Raw genomic sequence first — 16,553 nt, 5'->3', positions numbered from 1 at the left:
ATCACCCCAATCGATTTCCCCCGCGCCCCCATCGCCGCTAGCATCGCGCCGTCCTCAAGGAACAGCAGATGCACATCGCCGTCACCGGCGCCAACGGCTTCGTCGGCCAGGCTCTCGTCGCCCGGTTGCGGGCGGAGACCCGCCTGGCGGGCCAGGCCATCACCCGCCTCACTTCGCTGGACACCAGTTTCACCAGCGCCCCGCCCGCGCCCTTCGAACGGCAACTCACCGGCAGCATCGCCCACGCCGCGACGGTCAACGCCGCCTTCGACGACCCCGTCGACGTGATCTTCCACCTGGCCAGCATCCCCGGCGGCGCGGCGGAGCAGGACTACGAGCTGGGCCGCGACGTCAACGTAGGCGGCACCACGCTGCTGCTCGAAGCCGGCCGCGCGCAGGTGCAGCGCGGCGGGCGGGCGCCGGTGTTCGTCTTCGCCAGCACGATCGGCGTGTTCGCCTCGCCCCTGCCGCCGCAGGTGGACGATGGCACGCCGGCCGCCCCGCAGATGACGTACGGCGCGCAGAAGCTGGTCGGCGAGATCCTGGTGGCCGACTTCAGCCGCCGCGGCTGGGTCGATGGGCGCTCGCTGCGCCTGCCCGGCGTGCTGGCGCGGCCGCCCGCGCGCACCGGGCAGATGTCGGCCTTCATGAGCGACATGATCCGCGAGCTGGGCGCGGGACGCCCCATCACCTTGCCGGTGCGGCCCGAGGCGAGCACCTGGGCCTCGTCGATCGTCAACGTGGTCGACAACCTGCTGCATGCAGCGACGGTGCCAGCCGCATCGCTGCCCGCGCGCCGCAGCGTGACGCTGCCCACGTTGCATTTCAGCTTCGCGCAACTGGTGGACGCCATCGGCGCAGTGCGGGGCGAGGACGTGTCGGCCCTCGCCAGCTGGCAGCCGGACGCGCGCATCGAGGCGCTGTTCGGCAGCTTCCCGCCGATCACGACCGACGCAGCCGATGCGGCGGGCTTTCGCAACGACGGCTCGCTGGAAGCGCTGGTGCGCCGTTCCACGCAGCTGGGCTGACATGCGGCCGCTGTTCGACCTGCAAGGGCAAGTCGCGCTGGTCACCGGCGCGGCCGGCGGCCTGGGCTTTGCGATGGCCGAGGCGCTCGCGCAGCACGGCGCGCAGGTGATGCTGTCCGACCTGGACCCGGTGCGCTGCGAGGCCGCCGCCGCCCAACTGCGCGGCCGCGGACTGGCGGCCAGCGCCCACGCATTCGACGTCGCGGACCAGGCCCAGTGCGAAAGCGCGGTCGATGCCGTGCTGGCCCGCTTCGGCCGCCTGGACACGCTGGTGTCCAACGCCGGCATCGAAGGCCCCGTCGGTCCCATGCGCACGGGCACGCCGCGCGACTGGGAGCGCGTGCTGGGCATCAACCTGCTGGCCTCCGTGTGGCTCACGTCGCGCGCCATCCCCGCGATGGCCGAAGCGGGCGGTGGCAGCGTGATCCTGGTGGCCAGCATCGCCGGCCTCCGCGGCACCCGGGCCATCGGCCCTTACGGCGTCAGCAAGGCCGGCCTCGTGCAGCTGGCGCGCAGCCTGGCGGTGGAATGGGGACCGCGCAACGTGCGGGTCAACGCCATCTGCCCGGGCCTGATCGAAACACCATTCGCCGCGCAGCTGCTCGCGGACCAGGAGTTCATGGCCAGGCGCCTGGCGGCCACGCCGCTGCGGCGCCCCGGCCAACCCGAGGAGGTCGCCGGACTCGCGGTGATGCTGGCCGCGCGCGCCGGCGGCTTCATCACCGGCCAGGCACTGGTGGTGGACGGCGGCACGCTGGTCAGCGACGGCGGATGAAGCGCGCCGCCGCCGCGGGCGAGAATGGGGGCGTGCAGACCATCCTCGACCCGAAGTGGCATCTCTTCGCCAAGGTGGCGGACCTGGGCAGCGTGTCGGCCGCGGCATTGGCGCTGGAGATGCCGCTGTCCGTGGTCAGCCGCAACATCGCCCAGCTCGAACGCGAAGCCGGGGCGCGCCTGTTCCGCCGCACCGGGCGCGGCGTGGTGCTCACCGAGTTCGGCCAGGAGGTGCGCCCGCGCATCGTCGCGCTGATGCGCGAGGCCGAGCAGCTGGCCGACGAGATGCGCACCCGCAAGGGCCTGCCGGTGGGCGACGTGCGCTTCGGCATGCTGCCTTCGATGGTGCCGTTGCTGGCAGGACGCCTGTTCACAGAAGTGAGCAAGCAGTGGCCGCAGGTGCGCCTGCACCTGACGGAGGGCTCGAGCGTGCAGCTGGAGGACTGGCTGGTGCAGGGCCGGCTGGACATGGCGATCCTGCTGCGCGAGGGTGCGGAGCAGCCGGGCGAGGCGGTGCTGCAGCGCATCTCGCTGGTGCTGGTGGTTCCCAAGGGGCATCCGCTTGCCAAGCGCAAGTCGATTCCTTTCGACGAAGTCGCCAAGCTGTCGTTGGTGCTGCCCAGCGAGCCGCATCCGCTGCGGGCGCGGCTCACCGCGTTGGCGCGGGAGCGCAACGTGACGGTCGTGCCGGCGCTGGAAGCCAACTCCATCCGGCTGCAGCACGAGATCGTGGCGTGTCGCGGCGGCTTCGCGATCACGGCGGCCACGGTCGCGCCGCACGAGCAGGCGCGCGTGGCGACGGTGCCCATCGTGCGGCCGGTGCTCGATCGCACCATCGTGCTGGCCACGACGGCGCACAGGCCGCATACGCTGGCGACCCGCAACGTCGGCGAGTTGATCCGGAAGCTGGCGGCGCGCTAGCCGATTCCCGGTTCCGGCAAAGCTGGTTTCCGGCCAACCCGGTCGCCCCGGCGGGGATGGCTCCCTACGATGACTAGGCAACGGACAGGAGTCTTCCCTTGGGCCATCCCCACCCCGACACGGCGCTGCAGGTGCCGCCCACCCTCTTTCTCAGCGACGCCGATGTCGCCGCGCTGGCCGACTGGAAAGCCGCCATCGCCGCGCTGCGCGCCGCCTACGCCGCGCCCGTCGCCGATGCGATGGTCCCCCCGCGTTCCATGGCGCGCGGCGCCGGGTTCTGGCTGCGCGGCATGACCGCCGTGTCGCCCAATGGCGGGCACGTAGGCTGCAAGCTGATCGCCGCCTCCATGAAGAACCGGCGGGCCAGCTACCTGATCTCGCTGTTCGACCACGAAACGATGGGCCTGAGCGCCCTCATCGATGGCAACCGCATCACGGGCATCCGCACCGCTGCCACCGCAGCGCTGGCGGTCGATGCGGCGGCGCCGCGCAAGCCCTTGCGCATCGCGGTGCTCGGCTCCGGTTTCGAAGCCCAGGGGCTGCTGGCCGCGCTGGCGTCCGTGCGCGAGATCGCCGGGGCGAGAGTCTTTAGCCCCACGCCCGCCAGCCGCGAGAAGTTCGTGGCCCGCTTCCAGGGCGAGCTGCAGGTCGAGGCCGTCGCCTCGGCGCCCGCCGCGGTGGACGGCGCCGACGTGATCCTGTGCGCGGCCCGCAGCCGCGACGAAAGCCCGGTGCTGCGCGGCGACTGGATTGCGCCAGGCACCACCGTCGTCTCCATCGGCTCCACGCTGCCCGAGCAGCGCGAGGTCGACGAGCAGGTGATCGCCCGCGCCGCCACCATCGTCGCCGACATGCCGCACGAGGTGGCGCACGACACCGGTGACATGCTGGCGGCGCAGCGCGCCGGCATCGCTTTCGACGCCAAGCTGGTGCCGCTGGATGCGCTGGTCGCCGGCCGTGTGCAGCGCGCGCCTGGCGACATCGTCCTCTACAAGTCCGTCGGCTCCGCGCTGCAGGACGTGATCACCGCCGAAATGCTGCTGGCGCGCGCCCGCGTCCAGGGCCTCGGCGCCGAAATGCCGCAATCGATCGTCCCGGTCGCCAAGTAAACAAGGAACCCCATGCCCGCCTACCAGAAGAAGGACGCCCGCGCCTGGGCGCGCGAGAAGCTCACCGGCTGCTCCGCCGTCACCATCCCCAGCTACTCGGCCGACCTCAAGCGCCTGAACGAGCAAGGCATCCGCCACGACATTGCCCTGGCCCGCGAGTTCGGCTACAGCTACACCCTGCTGTGCTCCGAAGTCGCCATCACGCCGGAAGAGAACGCGCAGTTCACCGCCTGGGCGCGCGACACCGCCGGCAGCAAGCTGGGCCTGTTCTTTCACGCCGCCTTCGGCACACTGGCCGAGAACATCGAAGCCGCGCAGCTGGCCGAGAAGGCCGGCGCCGACATCGTGCTGCTCTCCTATCCGCCCCAGTTCTGGCCGAGCACCGAGCAGGAGATCTACGACTACACCAGGGCCTTCTGTGACGCGACCAACCTGGCCGTGATGCTGTTCCCGATCCCGCTGTGGGGCTTCGAGCGCGTGCACCCGGCCGGCATGTCGGTGCAGCTGGTGCGCAAGCTGCTGCAGGACTGCCCCAACATCGCGGCCATCAAGTCGGAACAAGGCTTTCCGCTGCCGGCCGGCCTGTGCGAGATGTACCACCACTTCCGCGACGAGGTGGTGATCAGCTGCCCGATCGAAGGCGACGCCATTCCGCTCATGAGCCTGATGAAGCTGCAGTTCTCCGGCACCAGCAATACGCAGTGGATGTCCACCTACTACCCGCGCGCCTTCGAGCTCGCGCGCAAGGGCGAATGGGAGGCCGCCATGGAGCTGTACTGGAAGGTCAACCCGGCGCGCAACGCCAACGGCGCCGCGGCCGGCAGCTACGCGCCGGGCACCGGCGTGCTGAACCGCACGATGTGGAAATACCAGGACTGGCTGGCGGGCTTCAACGGCGGCCCGCTGCGCGCGCCCGCCATGCGCGTGCCGGACCGCTTCATGAAGCAGCTGCGCCAGGGCCTCGTCGCCTCGGGCCTGCCCGTGACTTCCGACCCCGACAGCGCCTTCATGGTGGGACGCCATCCGTGCTGAAGCTGCTGAACGACCCTTCGCTGTTGCGCAGCGCCGCCTTCGTGGGCGGCGAGTGGATCGCCACGACCGCGTACGGCAGCTACGGCCTGCGCAATCCCGCCGACGGCTCTCTGCTGGCCGAGTTGCCGCGCCTGCAGCAAGCGGAGACCACCCACGCCATCGAAGTGGCGCACGCCGCCTTCCTGCAATGGCGCAAGGCGACCGCGAAGCACCGCTCGGAAATCCTGCGCCGCTGGTACGAGCTGATGCTGCAGCACAAGGACGACCTCGCCACGCTCATCACGCTGGAGGAAGGCAAGCCGCTGGTCGAGGCGAAAGGCGAGATCGACTATGCCGCCTCCTTCGTGCAGTGGTTTTCCGAAGAGGCCAAGCGCGTGCGCGGCGACGTGGTGCCGGCGCCGCGCGACACCGCCCGCATCGTGGTGCTGAAGCAGCCGGTGGGCGTCTGCGCCGCCATCACGCCCTGGAACTTCCCGGCAGCGATGATCACGCGCAAGGCCGGCCCCGCGCTGGCCGCCGGCTGCAGCATGGTGGTCAAACCCGCCAGCCAGACGCCGCTGACCGCGCTGGCGCTGGCGGACCTCGCGCAGCGCGCCGGCATTCCGCCGGGCGTGTTCAACGTGCTCACCGGCAACGACACCCGCGCCATCGGCAACACGCTCACCGCGCATCCCCTGGTGCGCAAGATCACCTTCACCGGTTCCACCGAGGTCGGCCGCGTGCTGCTGCAGCAGTCGGCCGCCACCATCAAGAAATGCTCGATGGAACTGGGCGGCAACGCGCCCTGCATCGTGTTCGACGATGCCGACCTGGACCTGGCCGTCGAAGGCGTGCTGCAGGCCAAGTTCCGCAACACCGGCCAGTCCTGCATCGCCGCCAACCGCGTGCTGGTGCAGGACGGCATCTACGACCGGATGGCCGAACGCCTGGCGCTGCGCACCGCGCAGATGAAGGTGGGCAACGGCCTGGAGGCCGGCGTGCAGGTCGGGCCGCTGATCGACGGCGGTGCCGTGGAGAAGGTGGAAGGCCACTTGCGCGATGCGGTCGCGGCCGGCGCCAGCGTGCTCACCGGCGGCAAGCGGCACGCGCTCGGCGCGTCGTTCTTCCAGCCGACCGTGCTGGCCGGCGTGCGCGCCGACATGGCGATCGCGCGCGAGGAGACCTTCGGCCCCGTGCTGCCGCTGATCCGCTTCACGACCGACGACGAGGCGATCGCGCTGGCCAACGACAGCGAGTTCGGCCTGGCGGCCTACCTGTTCAGCCGCGACGCCGCGCGCGTCTGGCGCACCGCGGAACAGCTGGAGTCGGGCATGGTGGGCATCAACTGCGGGCTGATCTCCAACGAAGTCGCGCCCTTCGGCGGCGTCAAGCAAAGCGGCCTGGGGCGCGAAGGCTCGCACTACGGCATCGACGAATTCCTGGAAACCAAGTACCTGTGCTGGGACGGCCTCGCACCGGCCTACAGCTGAACAAAGACAAGGAGACAAGCATGAACCCGTCCCGACGCAGCCTGCTGGCCCTGGCGCTCACCGCCGTGGCCGGCGCCAGCCAGGCGCAGCCCGCCACCCTCAAGATCATCGTGCCTTTCCCGGCCGGCGGCGTGACCGACCAGGCCGCGCGCATCATCGGCGAGAAGATGGGCCAGCAGCTGGGGCTGCCCGCGATCATCGACAACCGGCCCGGCGCCGGCGGCCGCATCGGCATCGACGCGGTTGCGAAGGCGCCCGCCGACGGCAACACCCTGCTGTTCACCAACAGCAGCTACAGCATCCTGCCGGTGATCGACGCCAGGCTGCCTTACGACATCACCAAGGTGCTGGCGCCGGTAGGCATCTCCGCCACCTACAGCCTGCAGATGGTGACGCGCAGCAACCTGCCGGTGAACTCGCTGCCCGAGTTCGTCGCTTACGCGAAGAAGAACCCCGGCAAGCTGAGTTACGGCAGCGCCGGCGTGGGCAGCGGCGCCAACTTCGCCGGCGAGTTCTTCAAGTCGCTCACCGGCACCTACCTCGTGCACATTCCCTACAAGTCCACCAGCGCGGCGCTCAACGACGTGGCGGGCGGCTTGCTGGACCTGGCCTTCGACGGCGCGGCCAAGCCGCTGATCGACGCGGGCCGCGTGAAGCTCCTCGCAACGACCGGCGAGAAGCGCGACCCGCGCTTTGCGAGCACGCCCACGGCCGTCGAAGCGGGCCTGAAAGGCTTCGTCCAGCAGTCGTGGGCCGGCCTGCTCGCCCCCGCGGCCACGCCGCCCGCGGCAATGGACAAGTTGAGCAAGGCAGCCTTGGCAGCGGCAAGTGATCCCGCGGTGCAGAAGCGCCTGGCCGAACTGGGCCTGGCGGCGCAAGGCGGCACGCCGGCGGCCATGGGCGCGGCCATCCGCGACGAGCTGGTGCTCTATCGTGGCATCGCGACGAAGGCGAAGCTGCAATTCGATTAGGGCTGCGCCTGACGCCACGCCGCCACAGCAGCTTGCGGCCGCGCTCATGGCCTCGTAGCATCGACGCCATAACGACCCAAGGGATGGACCAGATGCACTTTCGCCGCAATCACCTGGCGCTCGCCGCCGCCTGCTCACTCTGGGCGTGCGCCGCCTCCGCGGAAGTCCTGCGCTACGAGTTCACCGGCACGGTCGACTCGTCGACCTACGTTGCCCAGCCCGGAGAGAAGGTCACCGGCACCTTCTCCTTCGACACCGCCACGGCCCCGGTGGGCACCTGCTTCAACAATACCTGCTCGTACAACGACCCGAACGGCACCATGACGATGCTAGCAGGCGGGCACCAGATGTCGGCCAGCGGCGTCGGCATCACCGTGCAGAACGACCAGGGCATCCCCGGCTACGAAGACATCGTCCGGATCGGCTCGTTCTCTCCCGCCGTCATCGACGGCACCAGCTACCCGGTGGGGTTCATGACGCTGTGGATGGTGGCGTCCAAGCCGCAGGTGCTGGGGAGCACCGACGCGCCGCGCGATTACCAGGTGCATCGCTTCGACATGGTCCGCGAAGGCGGCTTCAGCACCGGCGGCGTCACGTTGCAGGACACGCTGCTTCACTTCCAGCTCGACGGAATCAAGCTGCTGCAGCCTTCGCAGCAATAGGGCGGAGCACGCACAATGCCCCATGCAATTCCAGCCCCTCCTCGAGGAAATCGTCGCTGAGCTCCGCGCTGACCTGGGCCGCGAGGGCCAGGTCGCCAGCTACATTCCCGCCCTCGCCAGGGTCCCGGCCGCGCAGCTCGGGATCGCCCTGCGCACCCGCGAAGGCGAGGAAGCGCATGCCGGCGATAGCAAGACCCCCTTCTCCATCCAGAGCATCTCCAAGCTGTTCACGCTGACGCTCGGCATGCGCGAGCTGGGCGAGGCCCTGTGGGAGCGCCTGGGCCGCGAGCCCTCGGGCAACGCGTTCAATTCCCTGGTGCAGCTCGAGTCCGAGCAGGGCATCCCGCGCAACCCCTTCATCAATGCAGGCGCGATCGCCGTCACCGATCGCCTGGTCAGCCGGCTGGATGCGAAGACCGAGCTGCTGAAGCTGGTGTCCAGCCTGTGCGGCGAAGCGATCGCGTTCGACGAGGAAGTTGCGGCGTCCGAGGCGGCCACGGGATTCCGCAACGTGGCGCTGGCCAACTTCATGAAAAGCTTCGGCCGCATCGACAACGAGGTCGGCACGGTGCTCGACGTGTACTTCCACGCCTGTGCGCTTCGCATGAGTTGCCTGCAGCTGGCCCGCGCGGCCGGCTTCCTGTGCCGGGACGGAGCGCATCCATGTTCCAGCGAGCAGGTCCTGACGGAACGGCAGGCGCGGCGCATCAATGCGCTGATGCTCACGTGCGGCACCTACGATGCGGCCGGGGAGTTCGCGTTTCGCGTCGGCCTGCCTTGCAAGAGCGGCGTCGGCGGCGGTATCGTGGCCGTAGTGCCCGACCGGCTCACCCTGTGCGTGTGGTCGCCGGCCCTGGCGCCCAGCGGAAACTCCCTGCTGGGCATGAAGGCGCTGGAGCTGTTCACGGCCAGGACGGGGCTTTCGATCTTCTAGGAGCCCGCCAGCCGCTGGATCACCCGCCGCGCGCGGTTCGGCCCGATGTCGACGTGGAAGTCCACCTGCGGGCGGAAGCCGAAGCGCTGCTGGTTCTTCCACTGCGCCTCGATGATGTCCTTGTCCTCGAGGAAGGTGCGGGCGGTCTGGTCGACCACGACCTTCGTGACTTCCTCGCGATTGGAGCGCGGGTTGGTCGAGATCGTCCAGAAGTAGTGGCTGGTGGTCGCCGTCTCCGGCGTCACGCCATGGAAGCCGCGCATGTGGAAGCCGCCGCGCTGCGGATCGTCCAGCGGCGCTTCGCCCTCGTCCACCGCCCCGGTCCAGATCCGCATGTGCGACACGTGGAACTCGATCTCCTGCCAGCGGTCGATCCGGCCCTTGAAGGGCCAGGCCTGCGCATAGGTGGGCGGCGCTTCGGAGCCGCGCATGTGGCGCACCACCTTCACCACGTCGCCGTCCTGCGTGACCTTCATCTGGGCGTTCATGTGCACGCCCGGGTTGCCGCCGATGGTGTGCACGTGCACGTAGCCCAGGTGGCTCAGGTCCAGCAGGTTGTCGTGCACCAGCTGGTAGGGAGCGTCGTAATGCACCATGTCGCCGCCGAAGCTGTACTCCGGGTCGCCGTGGAAGCGATAGGCCGGCGGCTCGTCCACCGGGCGGCTGTCGGGCGTGGCGCCGAACCAGATCCACAGGATCTGGTCGCGCTCGCGCAGTTCATAGGCGCGCACCCGGGCCTTCGGCGGGATCATTGCCTGCCCCGGGACCTCGATGCAGGTTCCCGCGCAGTCGAACAGCAGGCCGTGGTAGCCGCAGCGCAGGCCGCGCGGCTCGATCGCGCCCAGCGACAGCGGAAGCTCCTTGTGGCAGCAGCGGTCTTCCAGCGCGGCGACCTGGCCTTCCGGCGTGCGGAACAGTACCAGCGGCACGCCCAACAAGGTGCGCGCCAGCGGCTTATCCTTCAGTTCCCAGCCGAAGCCGGCCACCCACCATTGATCGGACGGAAAGGGCGCCAGGTGCGCGGGTTTCGTTTCGATGCCCATGTCAGCTCCTCGCGGAGCGGTCGCGCACCGCCTTGTTCACGTCGATCTCCACGTTCCACAGCTGGCCGTCCTTGCGCTCCACGCGGCGGATATAGACGTCCTGGATGATCTCGCCCGACTGCGCGTCGATCACCACCGGCCCGCGCGGGCTCTCGAAGGTCTGGCCGCGCATCGCGGCCACCAGCGCGGCGCCGCCTCCCTTGCCCTGGGTCGCTTCCAGCGCCTTGTAGATCACGCGCATGCCGTCGTAGCCGCCCACGGCCATGAAGTTGGGCCGCATGCCCGCGTTGGCGGCCTTGAAGGCGTCCACGAACTTCCGGTTGGCCGGCGAGGGGTGCGCCGCCGAATAGTGGAAGGAGGTGACGACGCCCAGCGAGGCGTCGCCCATCCCATCGAGCAGGTCGTCATCGGTGACCCCGCCGTCGCCGATCAGGCGGATCCCGGCCTTGTCCAGCCCGCGCTCGGTGAACTGCTTCATCAGCGCAGCGGCCGGCCCCGAGGGAATGAAGACGAACACGGCCTCCGGCTTGCGGTCGCGCACCCGCTGCAGGAAGGGCGCGAAGTCGGGGTTGCGCATGGGAACGCGGATCGATTCGAGCACCTTGCCGCCATTGGCTTCGACGCGCTCCTTGAAGACCTTCTCGGCGTCGATGCCCGGGCCGTAGTCGGACACCATGGTCACCACGTTGCCGATCTTTTCCTTGTGCACCCACTCCGCCATGGTGGAGGCGGACTGGTGCAGCGTGTAGCTGGTGCGCACGAACATGGGCGAGGCCGCCACGATGCTGGAGGTGGCGGCGGCCATGATGACCGCGGGTGTCCTGGCCTGCGTGACCAGCGGCGCGACCGCCAGCGCCGCCGGCGTCACGCCGAAGCCGGCCAGCACGTCGACCTTGTCGTTGACGATCAGCTCCTGCGCGATGCGGCGCGTGGTCTCGGGCACGCCCTGGTCGTCCTTCAACAGGACTTCGACGGTGCGGCCGGCGACATTGCTGCCGTTCTGCGCCATGTACAGGCGCACGGCGGCATCGATCTGCTTGCCGGTGGAGGCGAAGGGCCCCGTCATCGGCAGGACCAGGCCGACCTTGAAGGGCGCGGACTGTGCCGGCGAAACGAGCGGGAGGGCTGCCAGCAGGCAGGCGGCAAGGGAACGGCGACGGTGCATGGTTGGACTCACGTTCAGTAGGCTGATTGTCAGTATACTGAATGTACGCCCGGGCCGGGCGCACGGGTTTTCCCGGAGAATGCGCGCATGGCAGCAAGCAGCGCAAAGCGCGTCGTGAAGAAGAAGCGCGAGGTCGGGGAAGACCTCTACGAGCAGCCCGGGCACCTGATCCGGCGCGCGCACCAGATCGCGCAAGGCATGTTCGACGAGCACGTGGGACGCGAGGTCACGCCCATCCAGTACGCGATCCTGCGCATGGTCCACGAGATTCCCGGCATCGACCAGGTGGGCCTGGCGAAACGCATTGCACTGGACACGTCCACGACGGCGACCGCCGCCGCGCGCCTGGAAGGCAAGGGCCTGCTGACGCGCAGCGTGGTGGAAACCAACCGCCGCCAGCTGCAGCTGCACCTGACGGCCGACGGTGAAAAGCTCCTCGATGGCCTGGTGCAGGGCGTGCACCGCATGCGCAGCGAGCTGCTGGGCGCGCTGGAGCCGGACGAGCGCGAGCACTTCATCGAGCTGCTGCGCAAGTTCGTGCACGTGAACAACGAGCAGAGCCGCGCGCCGCTGCAGATGCCGCAGGCGCCGGACGACACGCCGCCGCCGGCAGCCGGGGCGCGCCCTGCCCGGCGCACGCGCGGCTGACGCGAGCCGCGCTACTTCGCCGCCACCCGCTCCCGGGTGTACACCTCGGTCCACTTCAGCGAGCTTAGGTGGGTCACCTTGTACGGGTCGTACGCCCGCTCCTCGATGCGCACGGCCCGGCCATCCAGGTGCACCGCCGCGATCGCGTCCTTGCGCTGCAGGATGCGCACGTCCTGCAGCGGATCGCCCGCCACGAACAGGAAGTCGGCACGGCGGCCCGGCGCGATCGCGCCCAGCGTGTTGCCGCGCGGCAGCAGCGCCGCGGTGCCGCTGGTGGCGATGCGCAGCGCCTCGCCCGGCGTGAAGCCGATCCAGTCGACCAGGATCTCGATCTCGCGCGCATGCCACTCGCCGTACGGCGTGACGGCGAAGCCGGAGTCGCTGCCCGCCACGAAAGGCACGCCGGCCTCGCGCATGCGGCGCAGGGTCTTCTTCGCCACTTCGATCACGCGCAGCTGCGCCGCCTTGTAGCCCGAGCCGACCGACGGCTCATGGTCCGCGGAGAACTCCACGTTGTTGCGCAGGAAGGTCAGGGTCGGCGATACCTTGCTGCCGGAGCGCAGCATCGCCTCGATGCAGGCATCGTCGGCGAAGAAGGCGTGGTTGATCACGTCGACGCCGGCGCGCGCCGCGTACAGCACCGCTTCCTTGCCGTAGGCATGCGTCACCACCTTCTTGCCCAGCCGATGCGCCTCGTCGACCATCGCGCTGATTTCGTCCTGGGTGAAGGCGGCGATGTGCGTGCCGTCCTCGCGGAAGTGGGTGCCGTCCATGGCCACCTTGATGCAGTCGACGCCGGCCTTGGCCTGGCGCCGCACCTCGGCCAGCTGCGCCTCGCGCGTGGTGCACAGGCGACCGCTCACGTAGTCGGGCGTGCCCACGTGCTCCGGGAACCAGTCGTTCAGGCTGTGCCGGTTGGCGATCACGTTGCTGCTGGCGGCGATGCGCGGGCCGGTGAACAGGCCGGCATTGATCGCGTCACGCACGGCGATGCTGCAGTTGCCCGCATCGCCCGGCACCACCACCGAGGTGTAGCCGGCCGCCAGCACGCGCTGCGCGAAGAACAGGCCGCGCAGCGCCCGGAATTCCGGCGTGGTCCAGAAGTCGATGTCTTCCTCGCTGCGCGCATTGCCGAACACGAGGTGGGTGTGGGCGTCGGCGAGGCCCGGCATGACGAAATGCGCGCCGGCATCCATCACGCTGTCGCCGGGTTGCTGCGGTGGCGCCTCGGCCGTGGGGACTACGTGCCGGAAGACGCCGCCCTCGATCACCAGGGTCTGGTTGCTGCGCGCCTGTTCCTCCAGGCCGGTGAACAAGCGCGCGCAGCGGACGATGGTGCGCGCGCTCACGTTGCCGCGCCTTTAACTGCCGCAACGGCGGGACGCCCTCCGACCAGCCGCGCGAACAGGACCAGCGCGGCGACGTCGATCACGAGCGCCACGGCGCCCAGCGCGGGATAGCCGAAGCCCTTCACCAGCGTGCCGCCCAGGATGGGGCCGATGGCGGAGCCGACCATCAGCATGGCGGGCGTGGCCGCCACCGCGCGGCCGCTCGGGTCCAGCGCCGCGAGCAGGCCGAAGCAGAAGGTATGGCTGAAGATCATCACGGCGACGAAGACCGCGCCGGCTGCCGCATAGGGCGGGAAGCCGGTGCTCCAGGTAAGCACCAGCGCCAGCACCGCCTGCAGCGCCGCGCCGGCCAGCACCACGCTGCGGGGATCGAGCTTGCGCTGCAGCGCGGCGGCCAGGCCACCCGGCACGAGGTTGATGAGGCCCAGCGCGATCAGCAGCCCGTTCACCGCCGCGGTGCCGAAGCCCCGGTCGGCGCCCATGCGCTCGAGGAAGCTGAACACCATGGCTTGCACCAGCGCCATGCAGCTGATGCCCAGGATGCCGAACCACACCTGGCGCGGCAGGGCCGACGCCTTGGGCTTCTGGCCGGCGCGAGGCATCGCGTGGTCGGGAAACAGCAGCGCGGTCACGAGGCAGGCCACGACCATCACGCCGCCGAACACCAGGAACAACGCCGGGCCACCGACCGCGGCGATGATCTGCGGCGCCGCCGCCATGAAGACCACGCCGAAGACGCCCAGCGCGGTGCCCATGATGCCGAACAGGCGGTGCGGATTGGCGCTGCGTCCCACCGTCCCGTGCGTCACGCTCAGCCCGGTGCCGGCCGCCAGGCCGCCCAGCGCATGCAGGATGGCGAGCGAACCGAACTGCGTCGCCTGGCTGCAGCCCATGAACGCGATCGCCGCCAATCCGTAGGCGGCCGGTGCCACCCATCGCGGCTGCACGCGGTGGAAGCGCGGCGCCACCCAGAGGCTCGCCACCACGGCGCCGGCCAGGAACAGCGTGGCCAGCGCGCCGGCCTGCTGCGGATCGAAGCCGTAGCGCGCGATCAGCGTGCCCACCCAGACGGGCAGCGCCACAAGATCCACCATGCCCGCGCAATGCGCCACCATCAGCGCGATGCGGCCGGACCAGTTGTCGGGGGACTTCATGCGCGCTCCTCAGTAGCCCAGGCCGAAGCCGAAGGGGAACAGCGTGTCCGCCGCGGGATAGCCCGGCGCATCGGGGTCGTTGGCGATCACGGCCTGCAGGTTGTTCGCCAGGGCGAAGGGCAGCTTGCCCTTGGGAGCGAACTTGCCGGTGACCACGTCCATCAGCGCCGCGTCGCTCACGCCGAAGCCGGCCAGGATCGCCCCGGCTTTCCGCATTCCGCTCGCCTCGTCCAGCACGTAGGGCTGGCGGAAGTAGATGGCGAGGATCACCCGGTCGGCGCCGACCTCGTTCATCACGGCCTGGATGTCGCCCAGCTTCGGGGCGACCTGCCACGAAGCGGAGGCGGCCATGGTCGTGAACGACAGGTTGTTGCCTTCCCAGGGCAGCGAGCCGCCGAACAGCAGGCCGGCAGCGGTCCCCGGCCCGAGGAGGCCGACGGCATCGTCCACGCAGACCGGGTTGAGCACGGGCTGAAGCACGCAGGAGTCCTGCGCGCCCCAGGTCTTGCCGGTGCGCGGATCGATGAAGGCCGGATTGGCGCCCCACAGCGGATCCTTGCTGCGGTAGAGGCCGGTAGGCGTGGCGAAAGGCCCGGCCGTCGAGGGCGCATAGGGGTTGGTGACTTCGACACGGATGATCGCGTAGTCCGCTCCGGCTGCACTCGGCCGCGTGGCATTGGGCGTCCCGCGCCCGTAGTCGCCGTTGACGACCGTGTAGCCCCCGTAGTCGGCGCCGCCGACGACGCCGGCGTTCAGCCCCATCGTGTAGATCTTCACCGGCGCGGTGGCAGTGGGCGCCGGCAGGGGCAACGTCTTGCCGCTGCCGCGCGGCAGGTTCTGCAGCAGCACGATGGACTTGCGCTGGGCATCCATCGCCTTCGCGCGGGCATCGGCGTTGCCGACGACGTTGGCTGCCTGGGCGGCATCGACATAAGGGTTCTCGAACAGGCCCAGCTGGAACTGCTCGATCAGGACACGCGTCACGGCTTCGTCGATGCGGCCCGGCGTCACCAGCCCGGCGGCCACCAGGTCGAGGATCGTCTGGCGGCTGTGAAAGCCGGACAGCAGGTCGTTGCCAGCGTTGATCGCGGCGGCCACACGCTCGGGAACCGTCTTGCCTTCCAGGCCCCAGGCGCGGTCGGTGACCACGCCGGTGTCGGTGTTGACGTAGCCCTTGAAACCGAGCTTGCCGCGCAGCAGGTCGTTGACGATCTGCTGCGAGAACGCGAAACCGATCTGGTCGTAGCGCACGCCCTCGTAGGTCACGTCGATCGGCACGCCGTAGTACGGCATGATCGCCGACACGCCCGAGTCGATGGCCGCCTTGAAGGGCTTGAGGTGATTGCCGAACTGGCCGGCCGGGTACACCTGGTTCTTGCCGAAGGAATAGTGGGGATCCAGCCCCATTTCCTGCGGCCCGCCGCCCGGGAAATGCTTCATGGTCAGCGCAACCGGCGTGTTCGGGTTCACCGGCCCGCCCTGCAGGTTCTCCACCAGCGTACGGACGATGTCGGCATTCAGGTCGAAGTCTTCGCTGAAGGTCTCGTTGATGCGGAACCAGCGCGGCTCCGTCGCGGTGTCGGCCATGTAGCCGTACATCCCACGCAGGCCGATGGCCTTCCACTCCGCGCCCATCGTCTGCGCGAAGTCCTTGATCAGCGCCAGGTCGCGCGTCGCGGCGAGGCCGGGTTCCTTCGGCCACTCGGAAAAGGCGCCGGCGTCGGACGTGGTGCCGAAGCGCGCCGCGCGGTCGTAGTGGTTGCGCGCGTTCGACTTGAACAGCACCGGGATGCCGAGCGATGACGCCTCGGCGATCTCCTGGATGGCGTTGGTCCAGGTGGCGGCCTGCAGCGGCGTGACCGCCTGGCCGTTCAGGCCGGGGCTCGCGGACAGGACCGGCGAGCCGGTCACCGTGCTGCGGAAGATGAAGCGGCGCATGCGCTGGTTCACCAGGTAGTCGTTGGCCGGGTTCGCCACCGCGCCGCCGAAGTCCGGGTTCAGCGTGTCGATCATCATCAGGCCGGCCTTGTCGTCCAGGGACATCCGGGCCACCAGGTCGGCCGCGCGGGCCTGCGCGCTCAGGCGCCAGTCTTCGTAGGCATCGAGCTGGCCGTTGCCGTTGGCGTCGCGGAAGCGGTAGCTGTCGACGGTGAGTACGGCCTTCTGGCGCGCGCCGATCACGGGCTGCTCGAAGCGGGTGTTGCCGCCGCCGCAGCTGGTCACGGCGACGACGGTGGCCGCAAGGGCGAGCGGCAAGGTCGCCCGGCGCAAAGTCCTATTCATCATCATCGTCT

15 protein-coding genes are annotated in these 16,553 nt (G+C 69.7%); 10 read left to right on the top strand and 5 right to left on the bottom strand.

Annotation, left to right across the window (positions count from 1 at the left end; translation table 11 throughout):
- Positions 1-68: 68 nt before the first annotated feature.
- From LZ009_RS06420 to LZ009_RS06380, 9 genes are all read left to right on the top strand, one after another.
- Positions 69-1,028 (top strand): NAD-dependent epimerase/dehydratase family protein, encoded by a 960-nt coding sequence (locus LZ009_RS06420; protein WP_275697036.1) that lies wholly within the window; start codon positions 69-71, stop codon positions 1,026-1,028.
- Between the two features lies 1 nt (position 1,029).
- Positions 1,030-1,803: an SDR family NAD(P)-dependent oxidoreductase gene (locus tag LZ009_RS06415; protein WP_275697035.1), complete on the top strand. Its 774-nt coding sequence runs from the start codon at positions 1,030-1,032 to the stop codon at positions 1,801-1,803.
- Positions 1,800-2,723, top strand: coding sequence for a LysR family transcriptional regulator (locus LZ009_RS06410; RefSeq protein ID WP_275697034.1), 924 nt, complete (start codon positions 1,800-1,802; stop codon positions 2,721-2,723). Before LZ009_RS06415 ends, LZ009_RS06410 begins: the two co-directional genes overlap by 4 nt.
- A 98-nt stretch (positions 2,724-2,821) precedes the next feature.
- Entirely contained in the window at positions 2,822-3,832 is a 1,011-nt protein-coding gene (locus LZ009_RS06405) for an ornithine cyclodeaminase family protein (protein WP_275697033.1), read from the top strand.
- Positions 3,833-3,844: 12 nt separating this feature from the next.
- Positions 3,845-4,864, top strand: coding sequence for a dihydrodipicolinate synthase family protein (locus tag LZ009_RS06400; RefSeq protein WP_275697032.1), 1,020 nt, complete (start codon positions 3,845-3,847; stop codon positions 4,862-4,864).
- Complete coding sequence (locus LZ009_RS06395) at positions 4,858-6,333, top strand: NAD-dependent succinate-semialdehyde dehydrogenase (protein ID WP_275697031.1); 1,476 nt, start codon at positions 4,858-4,860, stop codon at positions 6,331-6,333. Before LZ009_RS06400 ends, LZ009_RS06395 begins: the two co-directional genes overlap by 7 nt.
- Before the next feature lie 20 nt (positions 6,334-6,353).
- Positions 6,354-7,304, top strand: a complete 951-nt coding sequence (locus tag LZ009_RS06390) for a tripartite tricarboxylate transporter substrate-binding protein (RefSeq protein WP_275697030.1) — start codon at positions 6,354-6,356, stop codon at positions 7,302-7,304.
- A gap of 83 nt (positions 7,305-7,387) precedes the next feature.
- Positions 7,388-7,966: a hypothetical protein gene (locus LZ009_RS06385; protein ID WP_275697029.1), complete on the top strand. Its 579-nt coding sequence runs from the start codon at positions 7,388-7,390 to the stop codon at positions 7,964-7,966.
- A 22-nt stretch (positions 7,967-7,988) separates the two neighbouring features.
- Positions 7,989-8,900 (top strand): glutaminase, encoded by a 912-nt coding sequence (locus tag LZ009_RS06380; protein WP_275697028.1) that lies wholly within the window; start codon positions 7,989-7,991, stop codon positions 8,898-8,900.
- Here LZ009_RS06380 and LZ009_RS06375 read toward each other — a convergent pair.
- A complete protein-coding gene (locus tag LZ009_RS06375) occupies positions 8,897-9,943 on the bottom strand; it encodes an aromatic ring-hydroxylating oxygenase subunit alpha (protein ID WP_275697027.1) in 1,047 nt (348 codons plus the stop codon). The genes LZ009_RS06380 and LZ009_RS06375 overlap by 4 nt on opposite strands.
- Before the next feature lies 1 nt (position 9,944).
- Positions 9,945-11,108, bottom strand: coding sequence for an ABC transporter substrate-binding protein (locus LZ009_RS06370; protein WP_275697026.1), 1,164 nt, complete (start codon positions 11,106-11,108; stop codon positions 9,945-9,947).
- Between the two features lie 87 nt (positions 11,109-11,195).
- Here LZ009_RS06370 and LZ009_RS06365 point away from each other — a divergent pair, with 87 nt between their 5' ends.
- Positions 11,196-11,756: a MarR family winged helix-turn-helix transcriptional regulator gene (locus tag LZ009_RS06365; protein WP_275697025.1), complete on the top strand. Its 561-nt coding sequence runs from the start codon at positions 11,196-11,198 to the stop codon at positions 11,754-11,756.
- 11 nt (positions 11,757-11,767) lie between these two features.
- Here the strand turns inward: LZ009_RS06365 and LZ009_RS06360 are convergent, their stop codons facing one another.
- The 3 genes from LZ009_RS06360 to LZ009_RS06350 are packed head-to-tail and all read right to left on the bottom strand — an operon-like array spanning position 11,768 to position 16,545.
- Positions 11,768-13,105: a metal-dependent hydrolase family protein gene (locus LZ009_RS06360; RefSeq protein ID WP_275697024.1), complete on the bottom strand. Its 1,338-nt coding sequence runs from the start codon at positions 13,103-13,105 to the stop codon at positions 11,768-11,770.
- The gene (locus tag LZ009_RS06355) at positions 13,102-14,259 is read right to left on the bottom strand and encodes an MFS transporter (protein WP_275697023.1); all 1,158 of its coding nucleotides are present in this window, start codon (positions 14,257-14,259) and stop codon (positions 13,102-13,104) included. The genes LZ009_RS06360 and LZ009_RS06355 overlap by 4 nt, the downstream gene beginning before the upstream one ends.
- A gap of 9 nt (positions 14,260-14,268) precedes the next feature.
- On the bottom strand, positions 14,269-16,545 hold the full coding sequence (locus tag LZ009_RS06350; RefSeq protein WP_275697022.1) for a glycoside hydrolase family 3 protein: 2,277 nt from the start codon (positions 16,543-16,545) through the stop codon (positions 14,269-14,271).
- Positions 16,546-16,553 lie beyond the last annotated feature (8 nt).

It is taken from the genome of Ramlibacter paludis (assembly GCF_022012305.1).
Taxonomy (GTDB): domain Bacteria; phylum Pseudomonadota; class Gammaproteobacteria; order Burkholderiales; family Burkholderiaceae_C; genus Ramlibacter; species Ramlibacter paludis.
This window is presented reverse-complemented; position numbering and strand designations above follow the sequence as displayed.